Source organism: Microbacterium endophyticum, from assembly GCF_011047135.1.
GTDB lineage: Bacteria > Actinomycetota > Actinomycetes > Actinomycetales > Microbacteriaceae > Microbacterium > Microbacterium endophyticum.
This window is the reverse complement of the sequence record NZ_CP049255.1, coordinates 1,702,023-1,717,209: the sequence shown is the minus strand read 5'-3', so window position 1 is coordinate 1,717,209 and position 15,187 is coordinate 1,702,023. Positions and strand designations below refer to the sequence as shown.

The 15,187-nt window shown below is 62.6% G+C and carries 15 protein-coding genes; 8 read left to right on the top strand and 7 right to left on the bottom strand.

Annotated elements, in window-relative coordinates:
• Positions 1–23 precede the first annotated feature (23 nt).
• Together G6N83_RS07990 and G6N83_RS07985 are read left to right on the top strand one after the other, a co-directional pair.
• On the top strand, positions 24–962 hold the full coding sequence (locus tag G6N83_RS07990) for a LysR family transcriptional regulator (protein ID WP_165140981.1): 939 nt from the start codon (positions 24–26) through the stop codon (positions 960–962).
• Entirely contained in the window at positions 959–1,534 is a 576-nt protein-coding gene (locus G6N83_RS07985; RefSeq protein ID WP_165140979.1) for an HhH-GPD-type base excision DNA repair protein, read from the top strand. Before G6N83_RS07990 ends, G6N83_RS07985 begins: the two co-directional genes overlap by 4 nt.
• Positions 1,535–1,537: 3 nt before the next feature.
• Here G6N83_RS07985 and G6N83_RS07980 read toward each other — a convergent pair whose 3' ends face one another.
• From G6N83_RS07980 to pflB, 6 genes are all read right to left on the bottom strand, one after another.
• Positions 1,538–1,909 carry a hypothetical protein gene (locus tag G6N83_RS07980; protein WP_165140977.1) on the bottom strand — a complete coding sequence of 124 codons (372 nt, stop codon included), beginning with the start codon at positions 1,907–1,909 and terminating at the stop codon, positions 1,538–1,540.
• 153 nt (positions 1,910–2,062) lie between these two features.
• Positions 2,063–2,626: a hypothetical protein gene (locus tag G6N83_RS07975; protein WP_165140975.1), complete on the bottom strand. Its 564-nt coding sequence runs from the start codon at positions 2,624–2,626 to the stop codon at positions 2,063–2,065.
• Positions 2,627–2,759: 133 nt separating this feature from the next.
• Positions 2,760–3,131 carry a hypothetical protein gene (locus tag G6N83_RS07970; protein ID WP_165140973.1) on the bottom strand — a complete coding sequence of 124 codons (372 nt, stop codon included), beginning with the start codon at positions 3,129–3,131 and terminating at the stop codon, positions 2,760–2,762.
• A 121-nt stretch (positions 3,132–3,252) separates the two neighbouring features.
• Positions 3,253–3,780: a hypothetical protein gene (locus G6N83_RS07965; RefSeq protein ID WP_165140971.1), complete on the bottom strand. Its 528-nt coding sequence runs from the start codon at positions 3,778–3,780 to the stop codon at positions 3,253–3,255.
• Positions 3,781–3,938: 158 nt separating this feature from the next.
• On the bottom strand, positions 3,939–4,751 hold the full coding sequence (gene pflA, locus G6N83_RS07960; RefSeq protein WP_165140969.1) for a pyruvate formate-lyase-activating protein: 813 nt from the start codon (positions 4,749–4,751) through the stop codon (positions 3,939–3,941).
• A 2-nt stretch (positions 4,752–4,753) separates the two neighbouring features.
• A complete protein-coding gene (gene pflB, locus G6N83_RS07955) occupies positions 4,754–7,027 on the bottom strand; it encodes a formate C-acetyltransferase (protein WP_165140967.1) in 2,274 nt (757 codons plus the stop codon).
• Positions 7,028–7,361: 334 nt separating this feature from the next.
• On the opposite strand from pflB, the gene menC reads away from it, so the two are divergent.
• The 5 genes from menC to G6N83_RS07930 all read left to right on the top strand — a co-directional run bounded on the left by menC (position 7,362) and on the right by G6N83_RS07930 (position 12,951).
• The gene (menC, locus tag G6N83_RS07950; protein WP_165140965.1) at positions 7,362–8,495 is read left to right on the top strand and encodes an o-succinylbenzoate synthase; all 1,134 of its coding nucleotides are present in this window, start codon (positions 7,362–7,364) and stop codon (positions 8,493–8,495) included.
• A gap of 92 nt (positions 8,496–8,587) precedes the next feature.
• On the top strand, positions 8,588–9,376 hold the full coding sequence (locus tag G6N83_RS07945) for a hypothetical protein (RefSeq protein WP_241246142.1): 789 nt from the start codon (positions 8,588–8,590) through the stop codon (positions 9,374–9,376).
• Positions 9,377–9,495: 119 nt separating this feature from the next.
• Positions 9,496–10,881: a glycine--tRNA ligase gene (locus G6N83_RS07940; protein WP_165143300.1), complete on the top strand. Its 1,386-nt coding sequence runs from the start codon at positions 9,496–9,498 to the stop codon at positions 10,879–10,881.
• A 269-nt stretch (positions 10,882–11,150) separates the two neighbouring features.
• Entirely contained in the window at positions 11,151–12,743 is a 1,593-nt protein-coding gene (locus tag G6N83_RS07935) for a catalase (protein WP_165140961.1), read from the top strand.
• A 31-nt stretch (positions 12,744–12,774) separates the two neighbouring features.
• Positions 12,775–12,951, top strand: coding sequence for a hypothetical protein (locus G6N83_RS07930; protein ID WP_165140959.1), 177 nt, complete (start codon positions 12,775–12,777; stop codon positions 12,949–12,951).
• A gap of 42 nt (positions 12,952–12,993) precedes the next feature.
• On the opposite strand, the gene G6N83_RS07925 is transcribed toward G6N83_RS07930, so the two are convergent.
• The gene (locus G6N83_RS07925) at positions 12,994–13,692 is read right to left on the bottom strand and encodes a GNAT family N-acetyltransferase (RefSeq protein ID WP_165140957.1); all 699 of its coding nucleotides are present in this window, start codon (positions 13,690–13,692) and stop codon (positions 12,994–12,996) included.
• A gap of 93 nt (positions 13,693–13,785) precedes the next feature.
• Here G6N83_RS07925 and G6N83_RS07920 point away from each other — a divergent pair, with 93 nt between their 5' ends.
• Positions 13,786–15,186, top strand: a complete 1,401-nt coding sequence (locus G6N83_RS07920; RefSeq protein ID WP_165143298.1) for an MFS transporter — start codon at positions 13,786–13,788, stop codon at positions 15,184–15,186.
• The last annotated feature ends 1 nt before the right edge of the window (position 15,187 follow it).

Below are 15,187 nucleotides of genomic sequence, written 5' to 3'. Positions count from 1 at the left end.
AAACTGCATGGTAGCGTGACACCATGATTGACCTCGACTCGATCGAATCGCTCATCGCCATCGAACGCACCGGCACTGTGCATGCCGCAGCGAGCACTCTCGGCTTTACCGCTTCGGCCGTCTCGCAGCAGGTAAAGCGACTCGAGCGCGACCTCGGTGTGCGGCTGCTCGAACGCGAGGGGCGCGGAGTTGTCTTGACCGCAGCCGGTCGCCGAGTCGCCGACGAAGGCCGCTCACTGCGCGTGCAGATCGAGACGCTCCGCTCGGGTCTCCACGATGCCGGCGACCGCCCAACGGGCACGATCCGTTTGGGCGCCTTCGCCACCGGTGTGCGTGGACTCGTCCCCGAGCTCATCAGCCACGCCCATGAGGACGCACCCGATCTTCGGGTCGTGATCGACGAGATCGACCCGTGGGATGCCGCCGCCGCCGTCACCGCGGGCTCGCTTGATGTCGCACTCATTCACCACTGGGAGGGCGTGGGCATCACACTGCCGCCCAGCCTTCGAAGCGAAGAGCTCTTTCGAGACGTTGCCGATCTCCTGGTGCACCGTGACGACCCGGCCGCCTCACGCGACGCCGTGACTCCGCACGATGTGCACGACCGCTCGTGGGCCTGCACCCCAGACGGAACCATCTGCCACGACTGGTTTCGACATATGTTTCAAAACGAACCCCACACGCCCCACATCGACTACCGGTGCCTCGAGTTCGCGTCGCAAACGGCGTTGGTCGCGAGCGGACTCGCAGTGGCTCTCGTGCCACGGTTGGGGCGAGGCATCCTGCCCGACAACGTCGTGGCAGTGCCCGTGCATGAGCCGGTGCCCACTCGACCGGTCAGCCTCGTGTGGCGCGCCAGCATGACGAGCGCCCCGGCGGTGCGGTACCTGCGCAGCGCGCTGCGCGAGCTTTCATCCCACAACACGAGCTGTCAGGCACGAAGTGAGAAACTGGCGGGATGAGTCTGCACATCACTGACGACGCCGCGGCCGACACGCTGCTGAGCGAAGACCCACTGGCGCTGTTGATTGGCATGCTGCTTGACCAGCAAGTTGCGATGGAGACGGCGTTCGCTGGACCCTTGAAGATTCAAGAGCGAATCGGCTCAGTCGACGCCGAGACGATCGCGTCGTACGATCCCGATGACTTCGTCGAAACGTTCAAGGTTTCGCCTGCCGTGCACCGGTATCCCGGATCGATGGCTGGCCGCGTGCAGAGTCTCTGTAGCGCGATCGCAACGGGCTGGAATGGGGATGCCGCAGCCCTCTGGACGCGAGGCGAACCCACCGGTGCCGAGGTCTTTAAGCGACTCAAGGCACTTCCGGGGTTCGGCGATCAGAAGGCGAAGATCTTTCTCGCCCTGCTCGGCAAACAGTGCGGATTTTCGGGCGACGGATGGCGTGAGGCATCCGCTCCTTACGGCGAAGACGGGTCGTATCGCTCGGTCGCCGACATCACGAGCCCCGAGGCACTCGGCAAAGTGCGCGAGCATAAGCGCGAAATGAAGGCCGCCGCAAAGGCCGCAAAAAGCTGAGGCTCACGCGGGCGAGAGCTGCACAGCTTGCATGTCGGACAGTTCTTCTCTGCGCACGGTCGCTTCGTACACTCCAGCATCCATCTTCTCGAGTCGCTGCGCCTCGGCGAGGCGCACATCTCGGCCGATGTACACCAGTCGCACCGCGATGCCACCCTCAACCTGAAACCGGCGAACGACTTGGAACGGCATGCCCCACCAGTTGGCCGTGAGCTTCATCGCGTGCACGTCGGTGAGGTCGCGCGCATCGATGGCTGCACCCCATAGGCCGCGTTCTGTGAGCTTCAGCCCTCGCACTTCGCTCGTGGAAGCGATAACGGCTTTGCCGTTTTCTAACAGGTCAACCATGACGCTGTTGCCGTTCCATGTGCCCATCAGCCCCAAAATATCTGACGGGGGAATCTCCGGCGATCGCCCTGACGCCCAGCCCGAGGCGACATTCGGGTAGGCGGTAAGAAGCTGTTCTTCCCCATCTGGAGTGACGCGCCACGACTCAGCGCCGGCGGGTACGCGTGTCGGCGCGAGCCATCACAGCGGCACCATGTGCGGCCCCGCCACGTTCGCAAATCCGAGGCCTGTGAACGGCGGGTGATCAACGAAGCCTTCGCCGGGCACATCTTGCGTCGCTGACTCGGTTGTTGCTCCGGTGGCATTCACCGCTTGCGCTGTCGGAGGCATCGTAAAACGCACGATGTCGATCGCTTGACTCTCGGCGGTATATGGCGATCCCGGAATCAGAATCTCAGAAAACTCCTCCGAGTAATCCTCCACACGATCCAACCGCACCTTGCCCCGCACACCGCCCCCGTAATTCGCATCCGAACCGAAGAACTCCGGCCACTCCGCAACTACCGCGATCGACACCCCCGCGGTATCCGGCCCCACATACAAAAGACTCGCAAAATACGCTGGGTCCCCGAACTGAACCGGATGCCACACCATCCGACCCTCACCGTCATACACGCGCTCAACACTCAACCGCGCACCCCGAAACGACACCCACGGACGAAGCTTCACCATCCGCTCCACCTCAGACAACGGCACCAACTCAAAGTCATCCCACGACACCGAATGCGCCGACAACAGCTGCACACCACGACTGCTCGGCTCGCTCGGCACATTACGCGTCGCAAACCACACCCCACCCACACGCGCATACGACTGGGAACACCGCACCAAACCCGAACCCCACGCCGGATCACCCATCACAGCATCAAACAACGCACTACCGCCCCGGAATCAGAATCTCAGAAAACTCCTCCGAGTAATCCTCCACACGATCCAACCGCACCTTCCCCCGCACACCGCCCCCGTAATTCGCATCCGAACCCAAGAACTCCGGCCACTCCGCAACTTCCGCGATCGACACCCCCGCGGTATCCGGCCCCACATACAAAAGACTCGCAAAATACGCCGGATTCCCCAACCGCACCGGATGCCACACCATCCGACCCTCACCATCCCACACGCGCTCAACCGTCAACCGCGCACCCCGAAACGACGCCCACGAACGAAGCTTCACCATCCGCTCCACCTCAGACAACGGCACCAACTCAAAGTCATCCCACGACGCCGAATGCGCCGACAACACCTTCACAGTGCAATCCTCAATAGCCTTCGGCACATTACGCGTCGCAAACCACACCCCACCCACACGCGCATACGACTGGGAACACCGCACCAAACCCGAACCCCACGCCGGATCACCCATCACAGCATCAAACAACTCTCACCCATTCGTCCTTTTTGCGAACCGCCACTAAAGTCTCCTGCCCGTCTGCGCCAATTCGCCACACTTCGGCGCCGTCGAGCTTCAGACCGTCTCCGGCGCGCGGGGCGAACCCGCCCAATACCGGGTCGGCATCGCCGCTGATGATGCGCTCGCTGTGAATCGACTGCGGCAATAGATGCTTCGCCGTCTTCAATTCAATCGTCGTGCCATCTTCTAACTGGTAGCTGCGCCCGGCGCCTGAAGCATCAGGACCGCTCGCCGCACCCGCATCTGAGCCTCCGCCCAGAAGCGCTACCCGCACCACCGCCATCGCCCGCGCTTCCGCCCCCGGTTGTCGTGCCGAAATCTGGGTTGCCGGGATATCAAGATCGTCGATCATCGCGTTCAGAGCGGATGCCGCGTCTGAGCCCTGTAGCACCACGCCCTGCTCCGGCGAGAAATCAACCCCGTGGAACGTTGGCGAATCCAACTTGAACACAAGATCACCGATAGCCCGAAAAATGAAAGAGCTCACGCGCGTGGCGCTGCTTCTCACCGAAAAGAGGCGAAACAGACTCCGCCCCAGAGTGCGTATTGCAGCCTATGCAATATTTGAGAGCACCGCCGATATATGAGAAAAGCCTCATCTAGGACTAAAGTTCCGCGCTCCCGTCCGGTGTCGAACCGAAAGGCTCAAAACGTCGTTAGGCCGCGCGAACGAAACTGCTCGCGCACGCGCTCGACGAGTTCCGGTTCGGGCGAGCGAGTGTCGGTGAGCGAGTACGGCTTGTTGAGGCGCTCCCACTTCGAGATGCCCATCTGGTGAAACGGCAGCACTTCGACGCGTTCGACGTTTGGCCACTTCGCCACGATGTCGGCCGCCGCATCGACGTTGTCGACGGCATCCGTCAGCCCTGGCACGAGCACAAAGCGCACCCATGCGGGCACGTGCCGCGCGGCAAGTCTGTTGCCAAAGTCGATCGTCGGCTGCAGCTCGCGCCCCGTCACTTCGCGATAGGTCTCGGGCAGGCCAGACTTCACATCGAGCAGCACGAGGCTCAAGTCGTCGAGCAGAGCGTCGGAGGCGTTTCGTCCCAAAAATCCCGAGGTATCAAGAGCAGTGCGGATGCCGAGGGCCGCTGTCTCGCGAACGAGACGCGTCACGAACCTCGCCTGCTGCAACGGTTCGCCGCCCGAGATCGTGAGGCCGCCGCCCGTGGTCTCGAAGACACTGCGGTAGCGGACTACCCGGGCGAAGATCTCGTCGAAAGACGTCTCGGTGCCGTTTCGCTGCAGCCAGGTGTCGGGGTTTTGGCAGTACTGGCACCGCAGCGGGCACCCCGACAAAAACAGTGTCATGCGAGTGCCCGGGCCATCAACAGCCGTCACGAGTTCCCAAGAGTGCACACTCGCAACGTCTCCCCGACGCACCGCGCCGAGGTGCGCGTTACGCTCCTCGGCGCGGTCGGAGATGACCGTCGGTGTGGATAGTGAGACGGTCGCCATGATTAGACTCCGGCGTGGAACGTGCGGCTGAGCACGTCGAGCTGCTGCTCGCGAGTGAGTCGCACGAAGTTGACGGCGTATCCCGAAACACGGATCGTCAACTGCGGGTACTCCTCGGGGTGTTCCATCGCGTCTTCGAGAGTTTCGCGATTGAGCACGTTGACGTTCAGGTGGTAGCCGCCCGATGCCATCTGCGTATCGAGCAGGCCCACCAGGTTCGTCACCCGCTCCTCGGCGGTGCGCCCAAGCCCCGCAGGAACAACCGTCGTCGTGAGCGAAATGCCATCTTGGCCCTGATCGAACGGCAGCTTTGCGACCGACAGGGTTGCCGCCAGCATCCCGTGCGTGTCACGCCCGTTCATGGGGTTGGCTCCCGGTGCGAACGGCTCACCCAAACGGCGACCGTCGGGTGTGTTACCCGTGGCCTTGCCGTAGACAACGTTCGACGTGATCGTCAGCACCGACTGGGTGTGCACCGCGTCGCGGTACGTCGGGTGCTTCCGCAGCATCTCCATGAACTCGGTCATGAGGTCGCGAGCGATGTCATCTGCGCGGTCATCGTCGTTTCCGTAGACGGGGAATTCACCCTCGACCGTGTAGTCGACAACGAGCCCGGTTTCGTCCCGCACCGGCGTGACCTTGGCGTACTTGATTGCTGACAGCGAGTCGGCAACAACCGAGAGACCGGCTATTCCGCAGGCCATCGTGCGCATCACGTCTTGGTCGTGGAGTGCCATTTCGAGGCGCTCGTAGGCGTACTTGTCGTGCATGAAGTGGATGCAGTTGAGCGCATCGACGTAGGTCTCAGCGAGCCACTCCAACGTCGCCTGAAGCTTTGCCTTCACATCGGCGTACTCGAGCACATCGCCCGTGACCGCTGGCATGACCGGCGCAACCTGCTTGCCGCTCACTTCGTCACGACCACCATTGATCGCGTACAACATCGTCTTTGCAAGGTTGACGCGAGCGCCGAAGAACTGCATCTGCTTGCCGACGGCCATGGGCGACACACAGCACGCGATGGCCGCATCGTCACCGCAGAGCCCGCGAATCAGGGCATCGGATTCGTACTGAATCGACGACGTGTCGATCGAGACCTGCGCGCAGAACTCCTTGAATCCCTGGGGAAGGTCGTTCGACCAGAACACCGTGAGGTTGGGCTCGGGAGCCGGACCCAGGTTGTAGAGCGTCTGCAAGAACCGGAACGACGTCTTCGTGACCATCGTGCGGCCGTCAACGCCGGTGCCCCCGAGCGTCTCCGTCACCCAGGTCGGGTCGCCAGAGAACAGGGCGTCGTATTCGGGCGTGCGCAAGAATCGCACGATCCGAAGCTTGATGACGAGATCGTCAATGAGTTCTTGCGCCTGAGACTCCGTGAGTACACCCGCCGCAAGATCGCGCTCGATGTACGCATCGAGGAAGGCGCCGTTCCGGCCGAAGCTCATGGCAGCGCCGTTTTGCTCTTTCACTGCTCCGAGGTAGGCGAAGTACAACCACTGCACGGCTTCTTGCGCGGTGGCTGCAGGCTGGGAGATATCGAAGCCGTACGAGGCTGCCATCGCGGTGAGTTCGCGAAGCGCCTTGATCTGCTCGGCGTTTTCTTCACGGTCGCGAATGATCGACTCGGTCGAAAAGTGCATGTCGAGCTCGGCGTGGTCGGCCTTCTTCGCGGCGATCAGCGCTGTGGTTCCGTAGAGTGCCACGCGCCGGTAGTCACCGATGATGCGGCCTCGGCCGTAGGCATCCGGCAGTCCAGTGATGAGGTGGCTGTTGCGTGCACGACGGACGGCCGGTGGGTACACATCGAAGACACCATCGTTGTGGGTCTTGCGGTAGGTCGTGAAAATCTTCTCGAGGTCTTGGGATACCTCGTAGCCGTACGTTTCGAGGGCGCCTTTCACCATGCGCCACCCGCCGTAGGGCATGATCGCGCGCTTGAGCGGAGCATCCGTCTGAAGTCCAACAATCAGTTCGTCCTCACGAGCGATGTAGCCCGGCTCGTGAGCCGTGATCGATGATGGGGTCGTGGCGTCGATGTCGTAGACACCGCGCTCACGCTCCTGCGGAAACATGTCGACGATGTGGTTCCAGACCCGCTCGGTGCGGGGCGTCACACCCTCGAGAAATTTTGCGTCGCCGATATAGGGCGTGTAGTTGCGCTGGATGAAGTCACGCACATCGATGTTGTCTTGCCACGGGCCTGCAACAAAGCCGCTCCAAGCCGTGGGAATCGCGTCGTCGGGGTGGCTGAGGGGTGTGGGGGTTACGGTGCTCATAGTGCCGATCTCCTTCGTGGGTGTCGAAGTTCTAGGTACTCGGCTCGGGGCGGCGGGATGCCGCCACCACCGTGGGGAGTGCTTCCGTGCCTGAACGTACGCCCCTTCTTGGCATAACAGTGCGAAAGTGCACGATGCATCCAACATCTGTGGTCTGACCACATCAATTGTTGTGGTCAGACCACAGGTGGCTCTCATGAGCTCCGCCTCACTGCGTCGGAGAATCGCACTCGGTAGGAGGGATGCTGCGCCCTGGCTCCGACGGAATGTGATTCTCCGACCGAAAGAGGTGGGCGGGGGGCGCGGCGGCGCGGGCTCTCGCTACTGTGTCCTCATGCCAATCACGCAGAGCGCAGCATCCGTCACTCTTGAGGGCTTCGAGCTTCGCGTTCTTCACGTGCCGCTCGTATCGCCGTTCACGACATCGTTCGGAACGGAGTCGGTACGCGAAGTCATTGTCGTGCGGGCGCTCACGAGCGACGGCGACGGGTGGGGTGAGATCGTCACCCAAGCATCTCCTCTCTACTCGAGCGAATACACGCGGGGCGCATGGGACGTCAGCCTGAGGTGGCTCATTCCCGCGCTGCTTGATCGACAGACGGTTTCACCAGCAGATGTGGCGCAGATTCTCAAACCTTTCGTCGGTCACCGCATGGCCAAGGCTGGCCTCGAACTGGCAGTAACGGATGCCGCGCTCCGCACCGATGGAACAGCACTCAGCACGTATCTCGGCGCCGTGCACGACCGAGTGCCATCGGGGGTCTCCGTCGGGATTCAGCGCGACGCGGCGACCCTTGTCGATACCGTCGGCGGCTACCTCGATGAGGGGTATGCGCGAATCAAGATCAAGATCAAGCCCGGGCGTGACGTGGCAGACACCGCTGCCGTGCGCGACGCGTTCGGCGCAATCGGCCTTCAGGTCGATGCGAATTCTGCGTACACTCTCGCCGATATCGAAACGCTCGCCGAGCTCGACCAGTTCGAACTTCTGCTCATCGAGCAACCGCTGCAAGAAGACGACATCGTCGACCACGCGACCCTTGCCACCCGCATCCGTACGCCCATCTGCCTTGATGAATCGATCACATCACTCAAGGCCGCAAGGGATGCGCTCGCGCTTCGGTCGGCATCGATCATCAACATCAAGGCCGGTCGCGTGGGCGGCTATCTGGAAGCAGTGAGTATCCACGATCTCTGCCGCGACGCCGGCATTCCGGTGTGGTGCGGCGGAATGCTGGAAACCGGCATCGGGCGCGCCGCAAATGCGGCACTCGCAGCGCTCCCCGGTTTCACCCTGCCGGGCGACATCAGCGCGTCGAACCGCTTCTACCTGCGGGATATCGTGACGGATCCGGCCATCCTCGAAGATGGCCATGTGCGGGTTCCGACCGGACCAGGGCTCGGAATCGACATCGACCCGGTCACGCTCGACGAGATGACAGTCGCCCGCGAGATTCTTCGGCGGTAGCTCCGATGCGGGCGCCGCGAACCACCACAGTCCTGGCCGTCGCGTTCGCGGCGTTATTTACGCTGAGTTCGTGCAGCGCTCCCCCGACGCTTGTGCCCACGCCGACCGACACTGCATTGCCCGATGGCGTGACGGCGCAGTGGTACCAGTGGCGCTCCGACGTTGCGAACGGGAACGCGCAGGTACAAATCACGAACGGCACCGATTCAGCGATTGTCGTATCGACGGTTCGGGTAACCGATCCGCGCTTTGAAGGTGCTGCCGAACGCGTTCGAGACGGAGAAAGCACAATCGCCGCGGGAGCCACAACCGACATCACCGTGGCTCTTCCGACGATGAATTGTGATGCGTCGGCCGACAACGGGTCGGAGGCCGAGATCACGGCATCCGTGAAAGGGCGCGAGTCGACGTCGAGGGCGACGCTCGAGGACCCACTGGGGTTCCTTTCGGAGCTTTATGCAAAAGACTGCCGACTAGAAGCGTTCACTCAAGCCGCGAACATCGATTTCACCGGCTTTACACCATCAGAGCCCGGGTCTCAGGCAACGCTCGAACTCACCGTCACGCCGACGGGCAGCGCGACAGCTCGGCTCGATGCAATACGCACAACCAACCTGTTGACCTTCGGATCAGGAAAAGAGGCGTACCCGCTCGGTCTCGAGATCACGACAGGTGGGGATGCGGCATCCGTCATTCAGATTCCACTCGAGCCTTACCGGTGCGACGCGCACGCCGTGCAAGAAGACAAACGCGGAACGATCTTTTCGCTCGAGGTGACCCAGGACGGCAAACCCGGAGAAGTTGAGCTCGCGGCAAGCCCCCAGCTACGCGAAGAGCTCCTGAGCTGGGTCGCATCGTGGTGTGAATTCGGCTCCGACTAAGCGCATATTGGTCCCGATCACTCCACAGAGGAACGCTTAGCACTCGCGACTAGACTGAGCGGATGCCACGGCCGCCTCCGGCCGCCGGCACATCATCCTCAGCGACCATTGGAGCCACCGTGGCCGAGCAGTCCCGTCTCGACAAAGTCATCGCCCTCGCCCGCCATCGCGGGTTCGTCTTTCAAGCCGGCGAAATCTACGGCGGATCGCGTTCAGCGTGGGACTACGGCCCCCTCGGCACCGAGCTGAAAGAGAACATCCGCCGCCAGTGGTGGCAGACGTTTGTGCGCGGACGTGGCGACATGGTGGGTCTCGACTCATCGATCATCCTCCCGAAGCGCGTGTGGGAGGCATCCGGGCACGTCGCAACGTTCACCGACCCGCTCGTTGAGTGCCTGCAGTGCCACAAGCGCTTCCGCGCCGACAACCTGATCGAAGACTTCGAAGCACGCAAGGGCCGGAAGGCTGAGAACGGTCTCGCCGACATTCCGTGCCCCAACTGCGGCACGAAGGGCCAGTACACCGAGCCGAAGGCATTCTCGGGTCTCGTGAAGGCGTACCTCGGCGTCGTCGATGACGAGTCGGGCCTCTACTACCTTCGACCCGAGACCGCGCAGGGCATCTTCGTCAACTTCTCGAACGTGTTGACGGCGAGCCGCAAGAAGCCGCCGTTCGGCATCGGCCAGGTCGGTAAATCCTTCCGCAACGAGATCACGCCCGGAAACTTCATCTTCCGCACGCGCGAATTCGAGCAGATGGAAATCGAATTCTTCACTCCGCCCGAAGAAGCCGGTGAGTGGTTCGACCACTGGGTTGAGGCGTGCTGGAACTGGTTCATCGACCTCGGCATCGACCCCGAGAACATGCGTCAGTTCAACGTTCCGGAAGAAGACCGCGCCCACTATTCGGCCGGGACCATCGACGTCGAGTACCGCTTCGGGTTCACCGGTAAAGAGTGGGGCGAGCTCATGGGAGTCGCCAACCGCACCGACTACGACCTCAACAGTCACTCCGAGGCATCCGGTCAGAAGCTTTCGTACTTCGATCAGGCAAGCGGCGCGAGCTACACGCCGTACGTTATCGAGCCGTCTTTCGGACTCACGCGCGCCATGATGGCGTTCCTCGTCGACTCGTACGTCGAAGAAGAGGTACCGAACGCCAAAGGCGGCACCGACACTCGCACGGTGCTGAAGCTTGACCCGCGTCTGGCCCCCGTCAAGGTTGCCGTGCTGCCGCTGTCACGCAATGAGAAGCTCTCACCCCTCGCACGCGAGGTGTCAGAGAATCTGCGCGGCGCGTGGAACGTCGACTTCGACGACGCCGGTGCCATCGGTCGCCGCTACCGCCGCCAGGATGAGATCGGCACGCCGTTCTGCGTCACGATCGACTTCGATTCGCTCGACGACCGCGCCGTCACAGTGCGCGACCGCGACACGATGGCACAGGAACGCGTCTCTATCGACGAGCTGTACGCCTACCTCGCTGAGCGCCTGCGCGGCGCCTAGCCTGCAGCATCCGTTTACGCCCGGGTACGCCTCCACGCGTGCCCGGGCGTTTTCGCGCGCCCGGCAGCCGACCGGAGGAGATATGCCGTGCGGAGGAGATTTTCAGCGCGAGCGTCCTCCTGCGGGCAGATGTACTCCGCACAGCGATCCCGATCGCAAACGCAGAGCAGGATGCTGTCAACCCCATTCCTCGCCAGAGCACCAGGTGATTCTGTAGTTATTGGCGCTCAGCGTGCGCCGTTTTTGCAGACCCAGCGCGAAGGAGCATCATGCCTCAGCTTCCCGAATCGAACGACGGCACATCGATTGCCACGAACCCCTCCGCTGAAGCGGAGCTCGGGTCAACAACAGACACGGGTGCGCCGGCGCCGAGCGACCGCAACAGCCTGACGGTCGGGGCCGATGGCCCGATCGTGCTGCACGACGTGCACTTCTTGAACCAGATGGCGCACTTCAACCGCGAGCGCACGCCGGAACGAAATGTGCATGCGAAGGGCTCGGGTGCTTTCGGACACTTCGAGACAACCGGTGACGTCACCGCGTATACCAAAGCGGGGCTTTTTCAGCCGGGCGTGAAAACCGAAATGCTCGCGCGCTTCTCAACCGTCGCCGGCGAGCAGGGCTCCCCCGACACCTGGCGTGACCCGCGCGGCTTTGCACTCAAGTTCTACACCGACGAAGGTAACTACGACCTCGTCGGCAACAACACGCCTGTCTTCTTCATTCGCGACACGATGAAGTTTCCCCACTTCATCCGTTCGCAAAAGCGTCGCGGCGGCAATGGTCTGCGTGACAACAACATGCAGTGGGACTTCTGGAGCCTGAACCCGGAATCGGCCCACCAGGTCACCTACCTCATGGGTGATCGCGGCATCCCGGCGTCGTATCGGCAGATGAACGGATACGGCTCGCATACGTATATGTGGGTCAATGCTGCGGGCGAGAAGTGCTGGGTGAAATATCACTTCCACAGCAATCAGGGGGTCGCCGGGCTCACCGACCAAGACGCCACTCGCATCGCGGGCGAGGATGCCGACTTCCACCGCCGCGACCTGTACAACTCAATCGAGCAGGGCGACTTTCCATCCTGGACGCTGTCGGTGCAGATCATGCCCTACGAAGATGCCAAGGACTACCGCATCAATCCCTTCGACCTGACGAAGATCTGGCCGCACGCGGATTACCCGCTCATCGAGGTCGGCACGATGACGCTCGACCGCAACCCCGATAACTTCTTCGCCCAGATCGAGCAGGCGGCGTTTGAGCCGTCGGCGCTCGTGCCCGGCATCGGTTTCTCACCCGACAAAATGCTGCTCGGGCGCGCGTTCGCCTACTCCGACACTCACCGACACCGCATCGGCGCGAACTACCAGCAGCTGCCGGTTAATCGCCCGCACGTCGAACTCAACACGTACACGCAGGACGGCCCGATGGCCTACGACCACCGCGGCGATGACCCGGTCTACGCACCGAACTCGTTCGGTCGTGGCTACGCCGACAACGTCGGCGAGGTGGATCCAGGGTGGGAGTCTGACGGCCCGATGGTGCGTCAGGCGTACACGCTGCGCGCCGAGGACGACGACTTTTCGCAGGCGGGGTCGCTCGTTCGCGATGTGTGGAACGACGAGCAGCGTGCGGCTTTCGTAAAGACAGTGGCGGGGCACCTGCTCGGTGGGGTCACGGGCGATGTACTCGAGCGCGCGTTCGCGTATTGGAAGGCAGTGGATGCCGCAACCGGCGCGAGCATCGAAGAACTCGTGCGGGAGAAGGCGGATCTGGGCGCACCAGGCGCACAACCGGACGCGGCAAAAGCTGCGGCATCCGACCCGATCACTGAACCAGACACCAACGCCGCGAAGTGACGCGAGTTAACGCAACGGAAGGCACGTTCACATGAGCGACAACAACATGACCGACGACGAAAAGCGCCACGACCAGCTGACGAGCGCACCCAACGCGACAGAGTCTGACGCGGCCCCCCGCATCGACGTCAGCCATCCGCGCGAGGGCGTCACTCGGGTGGATGTGCGTGACGACGCTGAGGTTCGCCCGGGCGACGTCGACGACTGATCGACCGGAGGAGATCTGCCACCTTACGGCGAACGGGAATGATCAAGAAGCGACGAGCAGGTAGCCACGGGTATCGAACCCTGCGATGATCAGCCCCGCATCGAGGTGGGCGCGCAGTTCGTCGCGCACCCGCAAGCGATGGGCCGCGGCATCCGCGGGGTTGCTCTTCCTGAGCTCTTGAATGTCCGCGGGAACAGCGACGGTTGCCGCAACCTGTTCGGGGGTTTTCGCGGGCGCCGCAGCGACAGCCCACGAAACCAAGATGCGGTCGGTCTCGTCTCCGCGGTTTACACCGTCGTTCATGGGGCCGTACATGTCGACGACGTACGACGTCACGCGGGCGCCCAGCACCGCCAAGTTGAACCGCGCATTGCGCGCAACCAGCGGATCAAAGGTCCATGTGATTGCGCCGACATCCCGCGCCAACGCCCATGCACGCTGGTGCTGCTTGAGCATGCGCCCAAGCCCCGAGCTTTGGTACTCGGGCAGCACACCGGTGATGTGCGAATGCATCGACCTCGCAGCGGGAGCGGCAAAGAACGCCACGGATGCCCCCACCAGGCGCTCGTCGTCGTACAAACCGAAGACGTAGTTTCCGGTGTGCGCGAGCGCGATCATGAGGTTCGTCGGCACTGCGTCGCGATCAGTACGCCATACCTCGCGGAGCACCGCGGCCGCAGCAGCAACATCGGCGACTGTGGTGATTTCGCGGATCGCCATCCCAGCCGGAAGCCCTGTCATCACACCAGTGTGACAGCGCCAGTGCACTCCTGCGGCACATAAGCTGATCTGATGCGCGCGCACGGGAACGACGAACGAAAAAACCTCACCCGCATGCCACGCCAGGGCGCGATTGTTGCCGTTCTCGCGATTGCGGGCATGTGCTCGTCGTTCATGTTCACACTCGTCGTACCGATTCAGTCGAAGCTTCCGGAGCTCCTCCACGCGAGTCGAGATGACACCGCGTGGGTTGTGACAGCGACTCTTCTCGCGGCCGCTGTCATCACCCCGATTTCCGGTCGGCTCGGCGACATGTATGGCAAGCGCCGCATCGTTCTCGTGTTGATGGCCACGATGATTCTCGGCTCCGTCATTGCCGCGTTTTCGCCGGGAATCGTGGGCATCATCGTGGGCCGGGCACTCCAGGGCGCCGTCGTCGGCGTCGTGCCCCTCGGCATCTCGATCCTTCGCGATGTGCTGCACAAAGACCGCGTCGATTCAGCCATCGCACTGATCAGCGCGACGCTCGGTGTGGGTGGCGCGCTCGGTCTGCCGCTGAGCGCATTCGTGACGGAGAAAGCCGACTGGCACCTGTTGTTCTGGGTTGCGGCGGCCCTCGGCTCAGTGGTTTTCGTACTCGTCCTCTGGATTGTTCCCGTCAGCGTGCTTCGCACGGCAGGCAGATTCGACTACACGGGAGCTGCGGGGCTCGCCGTCGGCCTCATCGGAATTCTGCTCGCCATTTCGCGCGGCAACACCTGGGGCTGGTTCTCGGTCACGACTCTTGCAACCGGGATCGGCGGCATCCTCGTGCTGCTCGTCTGGGGCTGGTACGAGCTACGCACAAAAGAACCATTGCTTGATCTGCGGGTCGCGGCACGACGCCCCGTACTGCTCACCAACATCGCGTCCGTTGCGATGGGCTTCTCGCTTTTCGCTTCGAACATCTCGTATCCGCAGATACTGGAGCTACCCGAAAGCGTCGGCGGCTTCGGGCTCTCTCTAATTGGTGCAAGCCTCATCGTGATGCCGTCGGGCATCGTGATGATGGTGCTCTCGCCGTTCTCGGGGCGCATTGCACGCACGGTCGGCCCCAAGCTGCTCTTGATTCTGGGAGCGATCGCGCTGATGGCGGCCTATGGATTCACCCTCGTGCTTTCAGCCGAGGTCTGGCAGATCTTCGTGGCCAACGTGCTGATCGGCGTCGGGATCGGTTTTGGGTACGCAGCGATGCCGATGCTCATCATGCGCTCAGTCCCACAGTCCGAAACCGGCGCCTCCAACGGGCTCAACGCACTGTTCCGCTCACTGGGCACGAGTACGGCCGCAGCCATCGTCGCGGCCGTACTCGCGAGCTCCGCAACCGTCGTCGACGGCGTACAGATTCCGAGCTCCAGTGGGTTCCAGGCATCCTTCGTTCTCGGCGGTGTTGCAGCCCTTCTCGCTCTCATCTGCGCAGCCTTCATCCCGACGCGCCAAACCTTCGAAGAAAAACATCCGTCACTGCCGGAGTAAC